This window comes from Pluralibacter gergoviae ATCC 33028 = NBRC 105706 (assembly GCF_001598855.1).
GTDB lineage: Bacteria > Pseudomonadota > Gammaproteobacteria > Enterobacterales > Enterobacteriaceae > Pluralibacter > Pluralibacter gergoviae.
The window spans coordinates 47,995-69,846 of sequence record NZ_BCZS01000003.1 but is presented as its reverse complement, the minus strand read 5'-3'; the positions used below and the strand labels follow the sequence as shown (position 1 = coordinate 69,846).

Genomic DNA, 21,852 nt, shown 5'->3' with positions numbered 1-21,852 from the left:
TTACACACGCTCCAGGATCAGGGCAATGCCCTGACCCACGCCAATACACATGGTGCACAGGGCATAGCGGCCGCCCCGGCGCTGCAGCTCAAGCGTTGCCGCCAGCGCCAGCCGGGCGCCGCTCATTCCCAGCGGGTGGCCTAAGGCGATGGCGCCTCCGTTGGGATTGACATGCGCGGCGTCGTCCGGCAAGCCGAGCTGGCGCAGCACGCCGAGGGCCTGGGCGGCAAACGCCTCGTTCAGTTCGATAACGTCCATATCGCCGATGCCGAGCCCGGCAAGTTCCAGAACTTTGCGGGTCGCAGGCACCGGCCCGAGTCCCATCAGCTTAGGTTCAACCCCCGCCGTCGCCATCGCGACTATCCGCGCCCTGGGCGTCAGTCCCTGCTGCGCCGCTGCGGTTTCGCTGGCGATAATCAGCGCCGCCGCGCCGTCGTTGACGCCGGAGGCGTTACCCGCCGTGATGGTGCCGCCGTGGCGAAACGGCGTCTTGAGCGCCGCCAGCTGCTCCGCCGTGGTGTCCGCTCGGGGATGCTCATCCTGCGTCACTTCCGCGACTGCGCCTTTTTTACCGACCGCGGGCACCGGCACGATCTCCTGCGCCAGAATACCGCTTGCCTGCGCCCCGGCGGTGCGCCGCTGGCTGCGCAGCGCAAAGGCATCCTGGTCCGCGCGGCTTATTTTTAACAATTCAGCTACATTCTCCGCCGTTTCCGGCATACTGTCAGTGCCGAACTGCTGCTTCATGAGCGGGTTCACAAAACGCCAGCCGATGGTGGTATCGAACAGCTCCGCCTGACGCTGAAACGGCGCGCTGGCTTTACCCATCACAAACGGCGCGCGGGACATCGACTCCACGCCGCCGGCGATCATTAGCCCGGCATCGCCAGCCCTGATCGCCCGGGCGGCAAAGCCCACGGCATCGAGCCCGGAGCCGCACAGGCGGTTAACGGTGGTGCCGGAAACCGTCTGCGGCAGGCCCGCCAGCAGCGCGGCCATGCGCGCCACGTTGCGGTTATCCTCGCCCGCCTGGTTGGCGCAGCCGTAAATCACGTCGTCGATGCGCGCCGGATCGAGCTGCGGATAGCGCGCCAGCAGCGCGCGCAGCGGCACCGCAGCCAGATCGTCGGCCCGCACGCCGGACAGCACGCCGCCGTAGCGGCCGATAGGCGTCCTGACGCCGTCGCAAATAAACGCTGCAATCATGATGGCTCTCCCGCGACGGCGCCGCCGATGCGGTGCGATTTACCGCGAAACAGCGCAACCGTTTTCTGCTGCTGGTTAACAATTTCAATATCGTATACGCCGGTCAGCTTGCCCTGATGCTTCACCCGCGCGGTGGCGGTAAGCCGGTCCCCGGCAAAGCCCGGACGTAAAAAATCGATACTGCAGCCGGAGGCCACCGCCGCCAGCCCCTGGCTGTTGCAGGCGTAGGCGAAGGCGGTGTCCGCCAGCGAAAAGAGTTGGCCGCCGTGGCAGGTTCGGTGGCCGTTGAGCATCAGCGGCGTGACGGTCATGGTCAGCACCGCGACTCCGTCATCCATCTCCACAATGTCGATGCCCAGCGCCTGCGCGCAGGCGTCGTTTTGGTACATGGCGCGGGCGTTGCGCCAGGCTTCATTATTGCTCATCGCTGTACTCCATCAGCGCCCGCTGGCGCAGCAGTGAACAGGGGCGATAGCGCTCTTCGCCGTAGTGGCGCTGCAGGTTCTCCAGCAGCCTCAGCACCCGCTGCCAGCCGAGGCGTTCGCCCCACTGCAGCGGACCTTGCGGATAGTTGACGCCAAGCCGCATGGCGGTATCGATATCCTCTTCGCTGGCGACGCCCTTCTGCAGGGCGTCCAGCGCTTCGTTGACCAGCATCGCCACCGTGCGCCACACCAGCAGGCCGGGATAATCGCTGACCATCACCACCCGCTTGCCCTGCTGCTGCAGCCAGCCGATGGCTTTTTCGGTCTCTTCCAGCCGGTTAGCGGCCGCGGCGGCAACGACCGCCAGGCTACCGTCGCTGCGGTCCATCAGTACTACCGGTCCGCCGCGGCGCCGGGCTTCGGCCTGGGCCGTTTCACCCCGTGTTTCCAGCAGCAGCACGCCATCAAGAGTGACAATGTCACCTTCCTTACTGACGCGCTGCGCCAGACGGTGAGCAGGCACCGCAGGATAGGCGTCCACCTCCGGCGCGCCCTCCGGCCAGCGGTAGACGCCGTGGCCGCTCTTCTTACCTAAGCGTCCGGCCAGCACCAGCTCCTGCTGGACCAGCGACGGCAGGAAGCGGCGCTCCTGCCAGAAAGCGTTAAACACCGAGCAGGTGACGGCGAAGTTAACGTCCTGGCCGATCAGGTCGGTGAGCGCCAGCGGCCCCATCGGAAAGCGCCCCGCCTCGCGCAGGGCCGTGTCGATGACCTCCGGGGCAGCGACCTGCTCTTCCAGCGCGCGCCACGCTTCTGCGTAGAACGGCCGCGCCACCCGGTTAACGATAAAGCCCGGCGTCGGCTGGCATTGCACCGGCTGCTTGCCCCAGGCAACCACGCACTGCGTCAACTGCGCCACCGCTTCCGGCGACGTCGCCATGCCGCTGACCACCTCCACCAGCTTCATCACCGGCGCGGGGTTGAAGAAGTGCAGCCCGGCGACCCGCTCGGGGTGCTTCACGTCGGCGGCAATCGCGGTAATCGAGATAGAGGAGGTATTGCTGGTGAGCAGCGTGCGCGGCGGGCAGATCTCGCCGAGCTGCGCAAACAGCGCCTTTTTCACTTCCAGCCGCTCGGCGGCGGCCTCGATCACCAGATCCGCCGCCGCCAGGGCGGCGATGTCGGTGACCGGCTTAATGCGCGCCAGCGCCCGGCTGACCTCGGCGTCGGTGAGTTTTCCGCGCGCCGCGCGGCCCTCAAGCCGCTGGCGCAGGCCGTCAACCGCCCGGTCCATCGCCTCTGCGGAGATGTCGTGAAGCAGCACCTGCTGGCCGGCCATCGCCGCGACTTCAGCGATCCCGGCGCCCATGGTGCCGCTGCCGATCACTGCCACGGTGTCTATTTGCTGGCTCATGGCTATTTCCCCGTAAACTGCGGCTGGCGCTTGGCAAGAAAGGCGCTGACGCCCTCCCGGTAGTCGTCGCTGCGCCCGGCGAGGCGCTGGTAGTCGCGCTCCAGATCGAGCTGGGCGTCGAGGGTATTGGTTTCGGCGGCGTTAATGGCCTGCTTAATCAGCCCCAGACCGTAGGTCGGCTGGCTGGCAAAGTGGCGCGCCATCTGCCCGGCGGTATCGGCAAGCTGCTCGTCGTCCACCACCTGCCAAATAAGGCCCCACTGCTGCGCCTGTTCGGCGCTAAGCTTGTCGCCCAGCAGCGCCAGCGCCATTGCCCTCGCCCGGCCCGCGACGCGCGGTAAAAACCAGGTGCCGCCGCAGTCCGGGACCAGCCCCAGCTTGCTGAAGGCCATCACAAAGTTCGCCGAGCGGGCGGCAATCACGATGTCGCAGCCCAGCGCCAGCGTAGCCCCCGCCCCGGCCGCCACGCCGTTAACCGCGCAGATCACCGGCTTGGGCAGCTTCGCCAGCCGCTTCACCAGCGGGTTGTAGAAGGTTTCCACCGAGTAGCCGAGATCCGGCGGCGGGCCGCTGGGATCGACATTGCGGTCGTTGAGATCCTGCCCGGCGCAGAAGCCGCGTCCGGCGCCGGTGATCAGCAGGCAGCGTACCGCGTCATCGCGCTCGGCCTGGGTCAGGCACTCGGCGAGCTGCCCGTGCATCGCGTCGTTAAAGCTGTTCAGCCGTTCGGGGCGGTTGAGGGTCAGCGTCATCACCCCGCCCTCGATATGGCTGTGAATAAAAGCATCCATGATTAACGTCCTTTGAAGTCGGGTTGGCGTTTTTCGAGGAAAGCGGCAATGCCTTCCCGGCGGTCGTCGGTAGCGCTGAGCAGCGTGAACAGCTGGCGCTCGGCGCCGAGACCTGCGCTGAGGCTCATCTCCTGGGACTGGCGCAGGGCCTGCTTGGCGGCCTGCAGCGCCAGCGGGGCGCGCTGCGCCATGCCGGCGGCCAGGTTTATGGCGTACTCGACGGTCAGCGCCGGCGGACAGATCTCGCTCACCAGCCCGGCCTGCTGCGCGCGGGCGGCGCCGATGGGTTTGCCGGTGAGCACCATCTGGGTCGCCAGCGATTTACCGACGCAGCGGATCAGGCGCTGGGTGCCGCCCGCGCCGGGAATAATGCCGAGGGTGATTTCCGGCAGGCCGAAGCTGGCGCTGTCCCCGGCCACTACCACGTCGCAGAGCAGGGCCAGCTCGCAGCCCGCGCCGAGGGCGTAGCCGTTAACGGCGGCGATCAGCGGCTTGGGAAAGGCGTCGATGCGCGCCCAGATCTGCGGGCGCGTATCATTGAGGGTGGCGGGCAGATCCTTGTTCGCCATCTCCTGCAGATCGGCCCCGGCGGCAAAAAAGCGCGCGCTGCCGGTTATCACCACTGCGCCGATGGCGGCATCGTCGCGCGCGTCGTCCAGGGTCTCGGCTATCTGCGTCAGCAGCGCGCCGTTCAGGGCATTGCGGGCCTGCGGCCGGTTGAGGGTGAGCAGCAGCACCCGGCCGTGGCGGGCAGTCAGAAGGTCGCTCATGCCATCCCCTTCGCATCAAAATCAACAATTACGTCGGGCGTCACCGGCAGCGCCTGGCAGCTCAGCACGTAGCCCGCCGCCAGTTCGTCCGGCTCGAGGCTGTAGTTGGTGGCCATCGACACTTCGCCGCGCAGCACCTTACATTTGCAGGTGGCGCACACGCCGCCCTTGCAGGCGTAGGGCAGATCCGCACCCTGGCGCAGGGCGGCATCGAGAATGCTCTCATCCTCAGCGCCGAGGATAATGGCCCGGTCGCGACCGTCCTGACGGACGGTAACCGTTTGCCCCTCCGCCCGGGTACCCGCGGCGGAGCGCGGCGCGCTGCCGGCGGTGTTGAAGCGTTCGAGGTGGATGGCGTCGGGACGCATGCCCAGCCCGGCGAGGGCCGCTTCGGCGTCATCCATCATCGGCGCCGGGCCGCAGATAAACGCCTCGTCGAACTGGCTGAAGTTAATCAGGGAATCGGCCAGGACCCGCAGCTTGTCGCCATTGATGTGGCCGTGCAGCAGCGGGCTCTCCTGCGTCTCCTGGCTAAAGATGCACAGCAGCTGAAAGCGGGTGGGATACTTATCTTTCAGGTCCGCCAGCGCCGTGCGAAACATCATCGACTGGCTGCTGCGGTTGCCGTAGATCAGAGTGAAGGCGCTCTGCGGCTCCGCCTGCAGCGTGGTTTCAATAATCGCCAGCATCGGCGTAATGCCGGATCCGGCGGCAATCGCCAGGTAGTGGCCCGCGCGCTGCGGCTGCGGCCGGTAGCCGAAGTTGCCCTGGGGGACCATCACCTCCAGGCACATGCCGGTTTTGATGCTGTCCCGGGCATAGCGCGAGAAGCGGCCGCCTTCGATGGCCTTAACCGCAACGCTGATCTCGCCGGGCACCGCGCGGCGGCAGATGGAGTAGCAGCGCCTGAGTTCCTCATCGCCGAGGCGGGTTTTCAGGGTCAGGTGCTGGCCGGGCTTAAAGGCGTAGGCCGCCTCCAGCGCCCGGGGCACGGCGAAGGTGATAGTCACCGCGTCGGCCGTTTCCGGCTCCACTTTTGCCACCGTGAGGGAATGAAACGTCGTCATGGCAACCTCAGATACATTTAAAGTAGTCAAAGGGTTCCCGGCAGCTGTCGCAGCGGTAAAGCGCCTTGCAGGCCGTGGAACCAAATTCGCTGATCATCGTGGTGTGGCGGCTTCCACAGCGCGGACAGGCCACCGTTTCCGGCAGTTCCGGAGCATGGCAGGCGTGGGCCTGCGGCGGGCTGATGCCGTACTCGCGCAGGCGCGCCCGGGCGTCGGGGGTCATCCAGTCGGTGGTCCAGGGCGGGTCGAGCTGCATGACGACGTGCACCGGCGTGAAGCCGTGTTCGCCCATCACCCGGCGGATCTCGCCCAGCAGGTGCTCCGTGGCCGGGCAGCCGGAATAGGTTGGCGTAAAGCCAATCACCCAGCCTGCGCCGTAGGGCGCGACGCTGCGCACCATTCCAAGATCGGTGATGGTCAGCACCGGCACTTCCGGGTCGGGGATCTGGCCCAGCAGGGCCCAGATCTGGCGCACCTGCGCCGGGGCGATATCTATCGTCTGCTGCATAGCGCCCTCCGCTACCACTGCTGGCCGGGATAGCTGCGCTGGAGGTACTGCATCTCCGCCAGCATCGGTCCAAGATGTTCGGTGTGCAGCCCGCGCCGGCCGCCGGTGCGGTACGACGGTACCTGCGGCACGGTAAGCTCCGCTTCGGCAAGCGCGCCTGCCATCTCCGCCAGCCAGCCCTCGCGCAGGGTGCGCGAATCGACCGCAATGCCCTGCCCGGCCAGCGCTATCTCCAGCGCGTCAGCCTCGAACAGCTCGGCGCTGAAGCGCCACAGGTTGTCGAACGCCGCCTGCATTCTGGCCGCCGACAGCGCGGTACCGCCGCCGAGACGGACGGTCCAGCCCCGGCTGTAGCGCAGGTGGTAGCGGGCTTCCTTGATGGATTTCGCGGCAATCGCCGCCAGCTGCGCGTCCCGGCTGTCCGCCAGACGGCTGAACAGCGCCACGTGCCAGGCGTCAATCATCAGCTGGCGGGCGATGGTGTCGGCGAAATTACCGTTGGGCTGCTCCGCCAGCAGCAAATTGCTGAACTGGCGCTCGTCGCGGCCAAACGCGAGGGTGTCTTCATCGCCCTCCCCCCGGCGCTCTGCGGCACAGGTGAGGAAGTTGCGGGCCTGGCCCAGCAGGTCGAGGCCGATGTTGGCCAGGGCGAGGTCAATCTCAAGCTCGGGGGCGTGGCCGCACCAGGCGCCGAGGCGCTGGGCCAGCACCAGGCAGCTATCGCCGAGGCGCAGGGCGTAGGTAGCAACCGGATCGTGGTGATTCATCGTGCGCCTCACATGTGCTCGATGCCGTCAGGCAGCGTATAAAAGGTCGGGTGGCGGTAGATTTTGCTCTCCGCCGGATCGAACAGCTCGCCCCTGTCTTCCGGCTGCGAGGCGACGATTTCGCTCGCCTTCACCACCCAGATAGAGCAGCCTTCGCTGCGGCGGGTATAGGCGTCCCGGGCGTTCTCCAGCGCCATCTGGTCATCGGCGGCGTGCAGGCTGCCGACGTGGCGGTGCGATAATCCCTGCTTGCTGCGGACAAAGACTTCATACAGCGGCCAGTAAACGTTGCTCACGGTATTCTCCTTACGCCACTTTGCGGGCGTGCTGTTTTTGCGCGTGGGCCAGGGCGGCTTCGCGCACCCATTCGCCCTCTTCCCAGGCTTTGCGCTTGGCGGCCAGACGCTCGTGGTTGCAGATGCCGCGCCCGCTGATGACCTCGTTGAACTCCTGCCAGTCAATCTCGCCGAAGCGGTAGTGGCCGCTCTCCTCGTCGAAGGTCAGATCCGGATCGGGAACGGTCATGCCGAGGATCGCCACCTGCGGGACGGTATTGTCAACGAAGCGCTGGCGCAGTTCGTCGTTGCCGAAGCGCTTGATTTTCCACGCCAGGCTCTGGGCGCTGTTCGGCGAGCTGTCGTCGTTGGGGCCAAACATCATCAGCGCCGGCCACCAGTAGCGGTTGATGGCGTCCTGCAGCATCTGGCGCTGCTCGTCGCTGCCCTGCGCCAGCGCCATGCAGGCCTCGAAGCCCTGGCGCTGGTGAAAGCTCTCCTCTTTGCAGATCTTCACCATCGCCCTGGCGTAGGGGCCGTAGGAGGTGCGGCACAGCGCCACCTGATTGACGATGGCGGCGCCGTCCACCAGCCAGCCGATCACCGGGATGTCTGCCCAGCTCAGCGTTGGGTAGTTAAAGATGGAGGAGTACTTCATCTTGCCGTCGAGCATCTTCTGGTAGATATCTTCCCGGGCGCAGCCGAGGGTTTCCGCCGCGCTGTAGAGGTAGAGGCCGTGCCCGGCTTCATCCTGCACTTTCGCCAGCAGAATCGCCTTACGGCGCAGGGTCGGCGCGCGGGTGATCCAGTTGCCTTCCGGCAGCATACCGACGATTTCGGAGTGGGCGTGCTGGCCTATCTGGCGAATCAGCGTCTTGCGGTACGCCTCCGGCATCCAGTCCTGCGGCTCAATCGCCGTCTCTTCCGCGATGCGGTGTTCAAAGCGTTGTTGTTCGGTCACATTGCACCCTTATGATTCTATTTAAATCCACACAAAGACAATTTGTGAATCATGTTTATACATTAAAGTTACATAAAGGTTAACTAAAACCCCAACAACGCTTTGTTTATTTTGTGAATGACATCGCAAATAAAATACTAAAAACTCAAAATATCAAGCACTTAGTTTGGTTGAAATGATTGATGGTGATCTCATTGTTAATAAATTATTAAATATTACGTTGATTTTTATGATTCGAAATTAAACTATACATAGCTACGATACGTAACATTTATGGAGAGAGCACATGCAGCAGTTAACCAGTTACTTATCCGGTGCCTGGCAGAGCGGCCGGGGCCGCGAGCGCGCTATCCACCACGCCATCAGCGGCGAACCCCTCTGGCAGGTGACCAGTGAAGGCCTCGATATGGCCGCGGCGCGTCGCTACGCCATCGCGCGCGGCGGCAAGGCGCTGGGCGAAATGACCTTCATCGCCCGCGCGGCGATGCTGAAGGCCGTCGCGAAGCACCTGCTCGAACATAAAGAGACCTTCTATGCCCTCTCCGCCCAGACCGGCGCTACCCGCGCGGATAGCTGGGTCGATATCGAAGGCGGGATCGGCACGCTCTTTACCTACGCCGGCCTGGGCGCGCGCGAGCTGCCGGACGACGTGCTGTGGCCGGAGGATGAGCTGATTGGGCTGTCAAAAAACGGCGGCTTCGCCGCCCGCCACGTTCTGACCTCAAAATCCGGCGTCGCGGTGCACATTAACGCCTTCAACTTTCCCTGCTGGGGTATGCTGGAAAAGCTGGCGCCGACCTGGCTTGCCGGGATGCCCGCCATCATCAAACCCGCCACCGCCAGCGCCCAGGTGACGCAGGCGATGGTGAAATGCATCGTGGAGAGCGGCCTGGTGCCGGACGGCGCCATCAGCCTTATCTGCGGCGGCGCGGGCGATCTGCTGGACCATCTCGATTTTCAGGACGTGGTGACCTTTACCGGCTCGGCGCAGACCGGCCAGTCCCTGCGGGTGCATCCCAACATTGTGAAAAACTCGATTCCCTTCACCATGGAGGCCGATTCGCTGAACTGCTGCGTGCTGGGCGAAGACGTCACCCCCGGGCAGCCCGAGTTCGCGCTGTTTATCCGCGAGGTGGTGCGCGAGATGACCGCCAAGGCGGGCCAGAAGTGTACCGCCATTCGCCGCATCATCGTCCCGCAGGCGCAGGTTGAGGCCGTAAGCGCCGCGCTGATCGCCCGGCTGGAGGGCGTGCGGATGGGCGACCCGGCGCAGGATGGCGTAAAGATGGGCGCGCTGGTCAACGCCGAACAGCGCGCCGACGTGCAGGAGAAGGTCAGCGCCCTGCTCGCCGCCGGGTGCCGGGCGCTGCTCGGTGGACAGGCGGACCCGCAGGCCGCCGGGGCGTTCTTCCCGCCGACGCTGCTGTTCTGCCCGCAGCCGGACGAAACGCCCGCCGTGCACGAAATTGAAGCCTTCGGCCCGGTGGCGACTCTGATGCCCTATCGCGACGGCGAGCACGCCCTCGCCCTGGCCCGCGCCGGTCAGGGCAGCCTGGCCGGCACGCTGGTGACGGCGGACGCCGCCGCGGCGCGCCGGTTTATTCTCGGCGCCGCCCGCGCCCACGGCCGCATTCAGATCCTTAACGAAGAGTCGTCGAAAGAGTCCACCGGCCACGGCTCGCCGCTGCCGCAGCTGCTGCACGGCGGCCCCGGCCGCGCGGGCGGCGGCGAAGAGCTGGGCGGCCTGCGGGCGGTGAAGCACTATCTGCAGCGCACCGCCGTGCAGGGCAGCCCGACCATGCTCGCCGCCGTCGGCCAGCAGTGGGTGCGCGGCGCGCAGGTGCAGGAGGACCGCGTGCATCCGTTTCGCAAATACTTCGAGGAGCTGCAGCCCGGCGACAGCCTGCTGACCCCGCGCCGCACCATGACCGAGGCGGATATCGTTAACTTCGCCTGCCTCAGCGGGGATCACTTCTACGCCCATATGGATAAGATCGCCGCCGCCGAGTCGATTTTCGGCGAACGCGTGGTGCACGGCTACTTCATTATTTCCGCCGCCGCCGGGCTGTTCGTGGACGACGGCGTCGGGCCGGTGATCGCCAACTACGGCATGGAGAACCTGCGCTTTATTGAGCCGGTGAAGCCCGGCGACACCATTCAGGTGCGCCTGACCTGCAAACGCAAAACCCTCAAGCGGCAGAAAACCGCCGAAGAGAAGCCCACCGGCGTGGTGGAGTGGTCTGTCGAGGTGTTTAACCAGCATCAGCAGGCGGTGGCGCTCTACTCTATCCTCACCCTGGTGGCCCGCCAGCAGGGCGACTTCTGAATGCCGACGCGCGCTCCTGCCGGGGCGCGCGTTATCCCATCGACAAAATGATTAACCTGGCAAATCTGACAAAGCGGCTGGCAGATGCGGACAAACGCTGCCCGCTGGCAGGGTGAGACAGTCATAAGCGCAACGTCAAAAAACACAACACTATGAGGTTAATGATGATAAAGCCTTCACGTTTTAACGCCCGTAAATCGGCCCTGGCGCTGGCCGTGGCGCTGATGTGCAGCTGGCAGTCCCCGGCGTTCGCCCACGGCGGCGAGGCCCATATGATCCCGATGGACAAAACCCTGGCCGATTTTAGCGCCGACGTACAGTGGGACGATTACGCGCAGATGTTCGTTATCACCAAAGACGGCGCCTATGTGAAGGTGAAGCCCGGTGCGGACAGCGCTATCGTCAACGGCAAGCGCCTGAAGCTGCAGGTGCCGGTGGTGATGAAAGAGAATAAGGCGTGGATCTCCGATACCTTCGTTAACGACGTTTTCCAGTCCGGGCTGGATCAGACCTTTCAGGTGGAGAAGCGCCCGCATCCGCTCAATGCCCTGAGCGCCGACGAGATCAAAACCGCCGTTGAGATTGTAAAAGCGGCGAAAGCGTTCCAGCCCAATACCCGCTTTACGCAGATTGCCCTCGCCGAGCCGGACAAGGCGAAAGTGTGGGACTTCGTGCTCAGCGGTAAGGCGGTGGACGGCCCGCGGCTTGCCAACGTCACCCTGCTCGACGGCAAGCACGTCATTGAGAGCGTGGTAGATTTGCAGAATAAGAGAGTGGTCAGTTGGACGCCGGTGAAAGACGCCCACGGCATGATCCTGCTCGACGATTTTGTCACCGTGCAGAAGGTAATTAACGACAGTACGGAATTTACCGAAGCGCTTAAAAAGCACGGCATCACCGACCCGAGTAAAGTGGTGACCACGCCGCTGACCGTTGGCTACTTCGACGGCAAGGACGGTCTGACCCAGGACAAGCGCCTGCTGAAGGCCATCAGCTATCTCGACGTCGGCGACGGCAACTACTGGGCGCATCCGATTGAGAACCTGGTAGCGGTGGTCGATCTGGAGCAGAAAAAAATCATCAAGATTGAAGAAGGCCCGGTGGTGCCCGTACAGATGACGCCGCGCGCCTACGACGGCCGCGACCGCCTGCCGCTGGCGCGCAAGCCGCTGCAGATTATCGAGCCGGAAGGCAAAAACTACACCATCACCGGCGATACCCTCCACTGGCAGAACTGGGACTTCCACCTGCGGCTGGACTCCCGCGTCGGGCCGATTATCTCTACCGTGACCTATAACGACAACGGCACCAGGCGCAAGGTGATGTACGAAGGATCCCTCGGCGGGATGATCGTCCCCTACGGCGATCCGGACGTTGGCTGGTACTTTAAGGCCTATCTCGACTCCGGCGACTACGGCATGGGCACCCTCACCTCCTCCATCGCGCCGGGCAAAGACGCGCCGTCCAACGCGGTGATGCTCAACGAGACCATCGCCGACTACAGCGGCAAGCCGATTACCATTCCGCGCGCCATTGCGGTGTTCGAACGCTACGCCGGCCCGGAATATAAGCACCAGGAGCTGGGTCAGCCCAACGTCAGCGCTGAGGGCCGCGAGCTGGTGGTGCGCTGGATAAGTACCGTCGGTAACTATGACTATATTTTCGACTGGATCTTCCACGAGAACGGCACCCTCGGCATTGACGTCGGGGCCACCGGCATCGAGGCGGTGAAAGGCGTGCAGAGCAAAACCATGCACGACGCCACCGCCAAAGCGGACACCCGCTACGGAACGCTGATCGACCACAACATCGTCGGCACGACCCACCAGCATATCTACAACTTCCGCCTCGATCTCGACGTGGACGGCGAGAACAACCGGCTGGTGGCAATGGACCCTGAGGTAAAACCCAACGCGGCAGGCGGACCGCGCACCAGCACCATGCAGGTTAATCAGTACAACATCGACAGCGAGCAGCAGGCGGCGCAGAAGTTCGATCCGGCCACCATCCGCCTACTGAGCAACACCACCAAAGAGAACCGGATGGGCAACCCCGTCTCGTACCAGATAATCCCCTACGCGGGCGGCACCCACCCGGTGGCGACCGGCGCCAACTTCGCTAAAGATGAGTGGATTTACCACCGCCTGAGCTTTATGGACAAGCAGCTGTGGGTCACCCGCTATCATCCCAACGAGCGCTACCCGGAGGGGCAGTATCCGAACCGCTCGACTCATGATACCGGGCTGGGACAGTTTACGAAGGACGACGAAAAGCTGGATAACCAGGATCTGGTGGTGTGGATCACCACCGGCACCACCCACGTAGCGCGCGCGGAAGAGTGGCCGATGATGCCGACCGAGTGGGTTCATGTGCTGATGAAGCCGTGGAACTATTTTAATGAGACGCCGACGCTGGGGGCGGTGAAGAAGTAGCTGCTTTAAGACCAGAGCGCGGCTGAATGGCCGCGCTCGGTTTGTAGCGCTCTTTGCGCTTCAGGCCCCCTTCACTCTGCTTATGCAAGAACAAATGTCACAAGGGTCAGGGCCAGTATCAGCGTCAAAATATGTCCAATACTGACGACAAAAAACTGATACCTGAACGACTGTTTTAATGACAATTTTGCCAGCGTGTTAAACGTAATACACAGGCCGGTATAAGGCATAATCCCAAAAGAAGCAGAGGCAATGGTGGTGATGCGGTGGATGATTTGAGGATCGATACCCATTGCGACATAGTCTGCCGCAAATGATTGCATAACGATACCCACGGTTCCGGCAGCCGACCCGGTAATACAGCTCAGAATTGCAGTGGAAATGGACAGACTAATTAAAGGATTTCCCGGGATCGTCATGATTAAACTTTTGATTACTTCAAATGCAGATGAACTGGCAAGCACCGTACCAAATGCGACCGTACTCGAGGTACTGAAAACAGGAATAACTGAATCTAAAGCGCCCTGATTTAGTATTTTTACATGATCATTGGCTTGCTTTCTGAATAATAATGCACAGAGTAATATTGATGCCGTAAGCGCAATCAAAATAATATTATTCACATCCCTGAAGATAATAATAATAAGTAACAGTGTTATCATCGGCAGGATTGATGGAAGAAAGTTAGGCAACATGCCTTGTGCAATTGACACATCCTCTTTCACGTCAACAAAGGTAGAGTATGTCTCGCCGCGTTTCTGGCTTTTTTTCAGTTCATAATACATATAAATTAAGCTGTAAGCGACGATAAATATCGAGCATATAATACCTAAGATCGGTGCGGCAGTTAAAGTGGTATGCAGCGCATTGGCCGGTATGACGTTAACAATTGACGGTGATCCCGGTAGCATGCTCATGGTATAGGTCGCCATACCGGCAAAAAGAGGTATGGTTACTAAATTCCATGCAATATTTAACTCCTTGAATAGGGGTTTTGCCATGGGTATCAATGCAAAGCACACCACAAAAAAACTAACACCGCCCATGGTAATAATTGAACTAATAATGAAAATAGCCAACAGTACAGAATAGGGACGATCGGTATGAGTATAGTACAGTATTTTATTGGCAATTGATTGTGTGGCACCGCTCTTTTCCATATATTTAGCAAGTACCGCGCCCAATAAAAATATCGAAAAATTTGCTAATATAAAATTCGCTAACGCAGAGACATATGAATCTTTCTGACCAAACAGTGAATCCATAACATGCATTTTGTTAAATACAATAATGATAATAGTAACAATTGGCGCGCCTATTATCGTATTTACTCCTTTTATTGTAACATATACAAAAGCCAGTAACGCGATGATGATGCCTGCAATACCAATAAACTCATAAGCGTTCATTATACATCTCCTTGCCGATCCTCATTCCGATAACGAGAGACCGTTTGTCCATTGCGGTTCAGCGGCAATATGATTTTATTTGCTTCGCGAAGTTTCCCGGCACTAAGTTTGCTACGCTGCCGTCTTTTATTCTACAAATGGCATTACTCCGATGACTTGCGCTGACAGAATAAGGGTGAATGACCTTTAAACGCCAGATGGCGCTTCTGCTGCATCGGTGCGGACCGTTCTATACCGGAAAAAACGATGCTTTTCGCCAATATCAAACTTCCCGCCCTGCAATAACCATCCATTTTTTAGCATGTTAAAACAATTTATTTATTCGTATTTTGGTAAAGCATCCCTGATTGCTGGCGACTTCCGATAATGTCGGACACTATCCGACAATATATTACATAGCAATTTGTAGATTCTATGCAGATTGGTTGTCAATCACTACTATAATCTTTTGTGATGCGGATCGACATTGAAAATACTTTATACCCTGAGGTCACCAGACGGCATCTCTGAATTCTAATAGTTAAGCAAAGCAATTATTACCAGGAAGTATTACTGTAAGCGGATGCGCTATGAAATTGATACTCCATATGAGTCAGCTAATTGTGGCGTTATGTAAAAATGATATAAGATGATTACTCTGGGATCGGAGGGGATATATTGAAATGAGTAAGCGAATCTTATCAGTGGATAAAGCGGTCAGCATCCTGGGATGTTTCTCTCAACATGAAGAATTAGGTATAACAGACATAGTAAATCTGTCTGGCCTGCAAAAAAGCACAGTCTACGATCTGGTTAATACTCTGCACCTAAACGGTATGCTTGAACAAAATCTTAAAACGAAAAAATACCAGCTCGGTATTAAACTCTTTGAGTTCGGCTGCCTGTATGGCAAAAGAAACACGCTAAAGAAAAGAGCAGAAAGCGAGTGCCTGACGTTAGCGCAATATTATACGGCTACCGTACACCTTGCCACGCATGATAGCGGAGAGGTTATTTATATTGATAAGTATGAAGACCCGCAGGCAAAAGTCAGTTACTCTCACATTGGCAAGCGAGCCCCGATGACCTGTACCGGCGTAGGCAAAGCCATGCTTGCCTTTCTTGGGACAGAGTATCTGGAAAAATACATTTATAGTCAGCCTTTTCCCCGCGAAACTGAAAAATCCATTTTGTCAAAACATGAACTTGAGGAAAGTATCAAACAAATAAAATCACGAGGCTACGCTACAGACTATGAGGAAATAATTCCGGGGGTCCATTGTGTGGCAGCCCCCATATTCAACATTGCTGGCAATGTCATCGCCTCTATCAGTATTTCATGTTTCGCTCAGTTTATTACTCTGCAAAATGAAGAGCAGATTGGAGCTGTGGTAAAACAGGCAGCACACAATATATCCAGAGGATTGACCTGATTATCCCAAAAAAACCATAACCTCTGCACTGCCGCCCCGTCAAAGGCGATCGCTTAGATCGTCAACGGGCCTGATAAACCGCTTTACGCGCCGGTCCGGCTGCCGGGAGCAGATTACGTTTCCTGATGACCGCCAGGTAACGCTGTGCGCTGATTCGACAGCGCGTGTTCACGCAGACCGTTCACAATAATGGAACCAGCCCCGCGCCGGGAGCGTTCGCCGATGCAGGTAGCCTTTCCCCGACAGTAAATACCGGATGGCTTACCGCGCCGCCGCAGTTGACTATTCCATAACCAACGCAGGCTACCGCAATCGCCATTACCTGCCGACCATCGGGGCGGAAATCCTTTCTGAAAGCAGGTGAAAAAACAGTATGATCCTATCTCTCACAATAACAACACAAATGATATGGTTATTAATTCTACTTTTGCCTGCTATAATTAGACACTTAGCTGTAATCTCATGGGCCAAGTTTTGGTAATGAAGAAAATAAAAATTGCCACACAAGTAATCATTATTATTACTAGCACTTTACTTTTCTCCGGTTTACTTTATCGGGAGTATCTGTCTCTACAAAGTTATATGGGCTATGTTGCCGAAAACGGCAAATCCGCGCTGTTTCACGAACAATACATAAATCAGCGTATTGCCTTTCGACTTTCAACTCTGTTCTCTCGCCCACCGGCACCCATTGCAGGCGTGGGCGATGCGAGGACGCTCTGCGGTCGTCTGGAACACGTCAACGATATGTATGGTTTTAATCTGATCGCGAGCCGTTTCCCTGCGCTGGAAGGGACGCTGCAAACTCAGAATGCCGACTGCCAGAGCTGGGTCTATGACATCGGCGCAATTCTGGCCATTGATGACGGAATTTTCACCACCTCCACCCGATACATTTTTTCAAACTACGGTGACTATATTTTCGATAATATTCGTTATTATCTCGATCTGGAAAATAGCTATATCTATTCCAGCAGCCGTATCAATATTCACCAGCATCCGTTTCCCTACTGGCAAAATGAAAATAGCAGCCGTATCGATCTGCAGGCATTTGCCCGCGGGATAAGTATTAATACCCGCGAGTTAGCAGACTTTTTTCATGGTAACAGTATAACTTCGCACATTCATATCGATCAGATCCTCGGCGGAAAAGCGTTCAGCATGATCTGCCCCGTATTTAATGCGGGGAAAATTAAGGGGATGATAGTTACTCAAATTAATGCCGATGATTTATCCACTGCCTTTCGCACGGCCTCCCGCCCGACGCTGTGGTCCGCAATGAAGCTCTACGTTAGCGATACCACCTCCGGCTACGGCATTGTGTTTCATACGCCATCGCTCAGCGTTGCGCCGGTGCTGAACGTCAGCCAGCGGCTGACCGATGCGTTAACGCTGCACATTTCCGTCGATATCTGGTACTTCATGCTCAGCAACCTCTGGCTGCTTGCGCTCTATCTTGCCACCACCCTTCTGATACTGCGCTACTCGAGCTACCAGTTCCGGCGCCACGCGACGCTATTTTATGACAATGTCACCGATGCGCTGACCGGACTCTATAACCGTAAACTGCTTACCGAAAGGCTGAGGAATAAAATCGCAGCGCTTCTGGAGAGGAAGATAGCGATTACCGTTATCGCTATAGATTGCGATGGTCTGAAGCAGATTAACGATATTCTGGGCCATCATGCCGGCGATCGGGCGATTACCCTGCTGGGTAACGCGATCGGCCGCTCGGTGCGTAAAAGCGACTACGGCATTCGCATCGGCGGGGACGAGTTTATCCTGATCCTTATTGACGCCGACGAGGCTAAAGCCAGGGAAGTGGTCCGCCGGGTGACGGATAAGCTGCTGGAAACGGACGGTGAAAGGCTGGTGGCCTTTTCCTGGGGAGGATATCAGATGCGCGAAGGCGACTCGCTGGAAAAGGCGTTCATCGCTGCGGATAAGCGCCTCTATCAGCAAAAGCAGGCAAAAAAGGCCTCGCCTGCTCCTCGCCAGCAGGATCAGTAGCGCACGCAAACCGCTTGGGTTCCGCACCAGCCGTCCTGCCAATTAATACCTAAGTTACGTCCGGCTCCGGACTGCCTCATGCCGCCCAAAGGGCAGCGTCGGATCAATCATTGCATCTGCCTGCGAGTGATATCATCGAAAAATCAACGTTCAGGGTCAGCAGTGATGAAGAAGAAAAACACCTCGCCGACGCCGCATGATGCGGCCTTCAGGCAGTTTCTGACGCAGCCGGAGATTGCCCGCGATTTTATGGATATCCACCTTCCGGCGGAGCTACGCGCTATCTGCGATCTCGGTACCCTGAAGCTTGAATCAGGTTCATTTGTTGAAGACGATCTTCGCCAGTATTTCAGCGACGTGCTTTATAGCCTGGAAACGGCCGCAGGGACCGGATATGTGCATGTGTTGATTGAACACCAGAGCTCGCCTGATGTTCACATGGCCTTCCGCATGACCCGATATGCCGTTGCCGCGATGCAGCGCCATCTTGAGGCCGGTCATAAAAAACTGCCGCTGGTGATACCGATGCTGTTTTATGTCGGTAAACGTAGTCCCTATCCCTACTCTACCCGCTGGCTGGATGAATTTGATCACCCGCAGCTGGCAGGTAAAGTCTACGGCGGCGCTTATCCACTGATTGATGTCACCGTCATTCCGGATGATGAAATAATGGGCCACCGCAGCATGGCGGCGCTGACGTTGTTGCAAAAGCATATCCATCAGCGTGATATCGCAACCCTGGCCGATCGGCTGGCCACGCTACTGATGGCAGATTATCTCTCTTCACCCCAGGTGATTGCGCTGATACACTATCTACTGCAGGCGGGTGAGTCAGCTGACTCTGAAGCCTTCGTTCGCGAACTGGCACAGCGTGTGCCGCAACACGGAGACGCACTCATGACCATTGCACAACAGCTGGAACAAAAAGGCATTGAGAAAGGGCGCCTTGAAGGTATCCGAATCGGCGAAGAGAAAGGCCGCAATGAAGGCAAAGTAGAAGGTAAACTCGAAGTTGCTCGCACCATGCTGCAAAACGGCCTTGACCGCGGCACCGTTATGAAAATGACCGGCCTGGCTGCTGAGGATGTGGATCAAATCTGCCATTAATTTACCTGTTCTCCCGGCAACAAAAGCAGGTAAAAAGCGTAACCAGGAATCCACTCATGCTGCGGCACATCCAATCATCTGGTCGCCTGCATAGCGCCACCCCCCCTTATCCCTGCATCCACTGATAACGTTATCAATAGTGCAATTAAAGGCTTTTTTGCCCGTACAGCTTGCCGTTGATAAAGATAGCCACACAGGGAAGACTGCGAAGCCATGAAATTGGGGCAGCGCCAGAGGGCCGCCGGCAATGTGCTGGAAGAGGCGCTTACCGCTGCCGACCGCAGCCTCTACCAGCACAAGTGCGGTAAAAAACCCCGCGCTAATAGCGCACGCAAACCGATTTGGTTTCACACCAGCCGTCCAGCCAGTCGGTACCGAAGTCGCGCCCGGTGCCGGACTGCTTCATGCCGCCGAAGGGCAGATTGGGGTCAATCAGGGTGTGGGTATTGACCCACACTGTGCCCGCCTGCAGGCGCTCGCTGTAGCCCAGCGCCTGCGAGAGGTCCTTCGTCCAGACGCTTGCGGTCAGCCCGTATTCAGTATCGTTGGCCAGCCGCAGCGCCTCTTCGCCGTCCGCGACCCGCACCAGGTTGACCACCGGGCCAAAGACCTCTTCGCGGGTCAGGCGCAGGGCGGCGTCGGGATTGACCACCAGCGTTGGCTGAATATAGTAGCCGCTGCCCTCCGGCACCGCGCCGCCGCGAATAAGCTCGGCGCGGCTCTGCTCCGCCTCGTGCAGAAATCCCGCCACTTTCTCGCAGTGCGCCCGCGAGGCCAGGGCGTTGATCTGCGCGCGCTCCGACATGCCCGGCCCGACGGTCAGGGACTTAAGCGCCTGCTCAAAGCCCGCCACCAGGGTGTCGAAAATCGGCGCTTCGATATAGAGCCGGGAGCTGGCCGCGCACACCTGGCCCTGGTTGAGGAAGCTGCCCGCCATCAGCCCCTCGATGACCCACTGCGGATCGGCATCTTTCAGCACGATGGCCGGGTTTTTGCCGCCCAGCTCAAGGGTCACGCGAGTCAGCCTGTCGGCCGCGGTGCGGGCAATATGCTTGCCGGTCAAGGTCGAGCCGGTAAAGCTCACTTTTGCTACCTGAGGATGCGAGGTCAGCGCCGCGCCGCAGACGGCGCCGCTGCCGGTTATCACGTTGAAGGTACCTTCCGGTACGCCCGCCTCGACGGCCAGCTCGGCGAGGCGCAGCGCGGTCAGCGGCGTGGTCTCTGAGGGTTTGATAACGATGGAGCAGCCTGCCGCGAGGGCGGGCATGATCTTCCACAGGGCAATCATCAGCGGGAAGTTCCACGGCACGATGCCCGCCACCACGCCGACGGGCTCTTTGCGGGTCCACGCCTGGTAGCGCGCGCCCGGCGGCATCGGAATGGAGACATCGAGGGTCTGACCGGCAATTTTGGTGGTCAGCCCGGCGGTGTAGCGCATCCAGTTCACGGCGCTGCCGACCTCCACCGCCCGGGAAATATTGATCGATTTACCCTGCTCCAGGGTTTCGAGCTGGGCCAGCTCTTCGCCGTGCTGCTCCACCAGATCGGCAAAGCGCAGCAGGATCCGCTCCCGCTCGGCGGGCAGGCGCCCGGACCAGCGCCTGTCGACGAAGGCGCGCCAGGCGGAGGCGACGGCGCTATCCACATCCTCCCGGCTGGCGTCGGCGGTGGTGGCGATGGCCCGGCCGGTCGCCGGATCCCAGACAGTCAGCCGCTGCTCGCCGGAAGAGGCCTGCTGCCTGCCGTCAATAAAGTTACCGTGTTCGCGGGTAAGAAACTGCTCCACGCTGGCGAGTCGCGCAACCTGTGTATCTGACATCTGTTCTCTCCCGATAGCCTCTGAATAATATTCTCCCAGTGTGCCCTGTCGGAACGCCGCGCGCCTTTTGTCTGTTTGCCATTTGCTGTGCTGTCCGTGACATTTCGCGCAGGGCGGCAGGGGCAGAAGCGCGTTATGTGAACGGCATCGTTCGTTTTTACAACCGAATGCGCTAATTTGTGTAACATACATGCAACCATCACTGTGCGGTCGCCGGGAAGGATCTATGAATAACGCAGGTTTTCAGCAGTGGCTATCGACGATCAACGCCGAGTGCGGGCGGTTTGCCGCCCGTCGCCTGGCGGGCGATTTTGTCGGCGAGATCGAGTCCGGCTATGCCAGCGGCCTCAAGCTGAGCACCGTGACCGCCGCTAACGTCAATCTGTACCGCACCGAACGCGAGATCCGCAGCGGCAATGACGTCTGGTTTTACACCGTCTTCCAGCTCGCCGGCGAGGCGACCATTGAACAGGGCACGCGCCAGACCACGCTGTCGCCCGGGGATATTACCGTGGTGGACGCCTCGCGCCCCTGCTCTATCTTCTGGACGGCGCGCGCGCGTCAGGTATCGCTACTGCTGCCCCGCCATCTGCTGGAGCATCAGCTGGCGGCAGGCGCAGCGGAGTATGTTCCAAGGCTCGATAAGACGCAGCCGGTAGTGCAGCTCAGCCACCGGCTGCTGCAGGAGAGCATGAACAGTCTGGCGATGTCGGAAAGCGAAAGCGGCGCGGCGCTGGAGGCCATCGCCTGCCTGCTGCGCCCGGCGCTGCGCCAGCGGGAAGCGCAGCCCAGCAGGCGCGACAGGCTGTTTGAAAAAGTGACGGCGATGATTGATGAGCACATCCAGTCCGACAGCCTGCGTCCGGCCTGGCTGGCAAAAGAGATGGGTATGTCGCTGCGCAGTCTGTACCGGCTGTTTGCCGATCGCGGTCTGGTGGTCGCCCAGTATATCAGGCACCGGCGGCTGGACCTTTGCGCCAGCGCCCTGCGCAGCGCCGCGGATGAGGAGAAGCTGGCGGGGATTGGCTATAGCTGGGGCTTTGGCGATCACAGCCACTTCTCAACCGCTTTTCGCCAGCGCTTCGGCGTCAGCCCGGGGGAGTACCGGCGGCGCTATCGATAGCGTCACCGGTTGGTTAATAAGCTAAAAACG

Annotated in this window: 18 protein-coding genes; 6 read left to right on the top strand and 12 right to left on the bottom strand. The window is 59.5% G+C overall.

The genetic code is table 11. The features are described 5' to 3' along the window. Genes pcaF through paaA form a run of 10 tightly spaced genes read right to left on the bottom strand, consistent with a single transcriptional unit; the run spans window position 1 to window position 8,184 of the window. Window positions 1–1,206: a 3-oxoadipyl-CoA thiolase gene (gene pcaF, locus ENGE1_RS04555; RefSeq protein WP_048252594.1), complete on the bottom strand. Its 1,206-nt coding sequence runs from the start codon at window positions 1,204–1,206 to the stop codon at window positions 1–3. Beyond that, window positions 1,203–1,631, bottom strand: a complete 429-nt coding sequence (paaI, locus tag ENGE1_RS04550; protein WP_045290720.1) for a hydroxyphenylacetyl-CoA thioesterase PaaI — start codon at window positions 1,629–1,631, stop codon at window positions 1,203–1,205. The genes pcaF and paaI overlap by 4 nt, the downstream gene beginning before the upstream one ends. Further along, window positions 1,621–3,045, bottom strand: coding sequence for a 3-hydroxyacyl-CoA dehydrogenase (locus tag ENGE1_RS04545; RefSeq protein ID WP_048272974.1), 1,425 nt, complete (start codon window positions 3,043–3,045; stop codon window positions 1,621–1,623). Before ENGE1_RS04545 ends, paaI begins: the two co-directional genes overlap by 11 nt. 2 nt (window positions 3,046–3,047) lie before the next feature. Then, a complete protein-coding gene (paaG, locus tag ENGE1_RS04540; RefSeq protein ID WP_048252592.1) occupies window positions 3,048–3,836 on the bottom strand; it encodes a 2-(1,2-epoxy-1,2-dihydrophenyl)acetyl-CoA isomerase PaaG in 789 nt (262 codons plus the stop codon). A gap of 2 nt (window positions 3,837–3,838) precedes the next feature. Then, on the bottom strand, window positions 3,839–4,606 hold the full coding sequence (paaF, locus tag ENGE1_RS04535) for a 2,3-dehydroadipyl-CoA hydratase PaaF (protein ID WP_048252591.1): 768 nt from the start codon (window positions 4,604–4,606) through the stop codon (window positions 3,839–3,841). After that, the gene (paaE, locus tag ENGE1_RS04530) at window positions 4,603–5,673 is read right to left on the bottom strand and encodes a 1,2-phenylacetyl-CoA epoxidase subunit PaaE (RefSeq protein ID WP_043084235.1); all 1,071 of its coding nucleotides are present in this window, start codon (window positions 5,671–5,673) and stop codon (window positions 4,603–4,605) included. Before paaE ends, paaF begins: the two co-directional genes overlap by 4 nt. 7 nt (window positions 5,674–5,680) lie before the next feature. Then, the gene (gene paaD, locus ENGE1_RS04525; RefSeq protein ID WP_048252588.1) at window positions 5,681–6,181 is read right to left on the bottom strand and encodes a 1,2-phenylacetyl-CoA epoxidase subunit PaaD; all 501 of its coding nucleotides are present in this window, start codon (window positions 6,179–6,181) and stop codon (window positions 5,681–5,683) included. An 11-nt stretch (window positions 6,182–6,192) separates the two neighbouring features. Further along, entirely contained in the window at window positions 6,193–6,948 is a 756-nt protein-coding gene (gene paaC / locus ENGE1_RS04520; protein WP_048252587.1) for a 1,2-phenylacetyl-CoA epoxidase subunit PaaC, read from the bottom strand. 8 nt (window positions 6,949–6,956) lie between these two features. Then, window positions 6,957–7,244: a 1,2-phenylacetyl-CoA epoxidase subunit PaaB gene (gene paaB / locus ENGE1_RS04515; protein ID WP_043084241.1), complete on the bottom strand. Its 288-nt coding sequence runs from the start codon at window positions 7,242–7,244 to the stop codon at window positions 6,957–6,959. 10 nt (window positions 7,245–7,254) lie between these two features. Further along, complete coding sequence (gene paaA, locus ENGE1_RS04510; protein WP_043084242.1) at window positions 7,255–8,184, bottom strand: 1,2-phenylacetyl-CoA epoxidase subunit PaaA; 930 nt, start codon at window positions 8,182–8,184, stop codon at window positions 7,255–7,257. 286 nt (window positions 8,185–8,470) lie between these two features. Between paaA and paaZ the strand changes: the two genes are divergently transcribed. Both paaZ and tynA read left to right on the top strand, forming a co-directional pair. After that, window positions 8,471–10,510, top strand: coding sequence for a phenylacetic acid degradation bifunctional protein PaaZ (paaZ, locus tag ENGE1_RS04505; RefSeq protein WP_048252584.1), 2,040 nt, complete (start codon window positions 8,471–8,473; stop codon window positions 10,508–10,510). Window positions 10,511–10,674: 164 nt separating this feature from the next. Beyond that, window positions 10,675–12,942, top strand: a complete 2,268-nt coding sequence (tynA, locus tag ENGE1_RS04500) for a primary-amine oxidase (RefSeq protein ID WP_048252583.1) — start codon at window positions 10,675–10,677, stop codon at window positions 12,940–12,942. A gap of 80 nt (window positions 12,943–13,022) precedes the next feature. Here tynA and ENGE1_RS04495 read toward each other — a convergent pair whose 3' ends face one another. Beyond that, on the bottom strand, window positions 13,023–14,351 hold the full coding sequence (locus ENGE1_RS04495; protein WP_043084245.1) for a GntP family permease: 1,329 nt from the start codon (window positions 14,349–14,351) through the stop codon (window positions 13,023–13,025). 662 nt (window positions 14,352–15,013) lie between these two features. Here ENGE1_RS04495 and ENGE1_RS04490 point away from each other — a divergent pair. The 3 genes from ENGE1_RS04490 to ENGE1_RS04480 all read left to right on the top strand — a co-directional run bounded on the left by ENGE1_RS04490 (window position 15,014) and on the right by ENGE1_RS04480 (window position 18,880). Beyond that, on the top strand, window positions 15,014–15,763 hold the full coding sequence (locus ENGE1_RS04490) for an IclR family transcriptional regulator (RefSeq protein WP_048252582.1): 750 nt from the start codon (window positions 15,014–15,016) through the stop codon (window positions 15,761–15,763). Window positions 15,764–16,225: 462 nt separating this feature from the next. Continuing rightward, window positions 16,226–17,773 (top strand): diguanylate cyclase DgcJ, encoded by a 1,548-nt coding sequence (gene dgcJ / locus ENGE1_RS04485; protein ID WP_080964491.1) that lies wholly within the window; start codon window positions 16,226–16,228, stop codon window positions 17,771–17,773. Window positions 17,774–17,938: 165 nt separating this feature from the next. Further along, the gene (locus tag ENGE1_RS04480; protein WP_048252578.1) at window positions 17,939–18,880 is read left to right on the top strand and encodes an Rpn family recombination-promoting nuclease/putative transposase; all 942 of its coding nucleotides are present in this window, start codon (window positions 17,939–17,941) and stop codon (window positions 18,878–18,880) included. Window positions 18,881–19,199: 319 nt separating this feature from the next. Here the strand turns inward: ENGE1_RS04480 and ENGE1_RS04475 are convergent, their stop codons facing one another. Next, window positions 19,200–20,699 (bottom strand): aldehyde dehydrogenase family protein, encoded by a 1,500-nt coding sequence (locus ENGE1_RS04475; RefSeq protein WP_048252577.1) that lies wholly within the window; start codon window positions 20,697–20,699, stop codon window positions 19,200–19,202. 226 nt (window positions 20,700–20,925) lie between these two features. Here ENGE1_RS04475 and feaR point away from each other — a divergent pair, with 226 nt between their 5' ends. After that, complete coding sequence (gene feaR, locus ENGE1_RS04470) at window positions 20,926–21,822, top strand: transcriptional regulator FeaR (protein WP_048252575.1); 897 nt, start codon at window positions 20,926–20,928, stop codon at window positions 21,820–21,822. The last annotated feature ends 30 nt before the right edge of the window (window positions 21,823–21,852 follow it).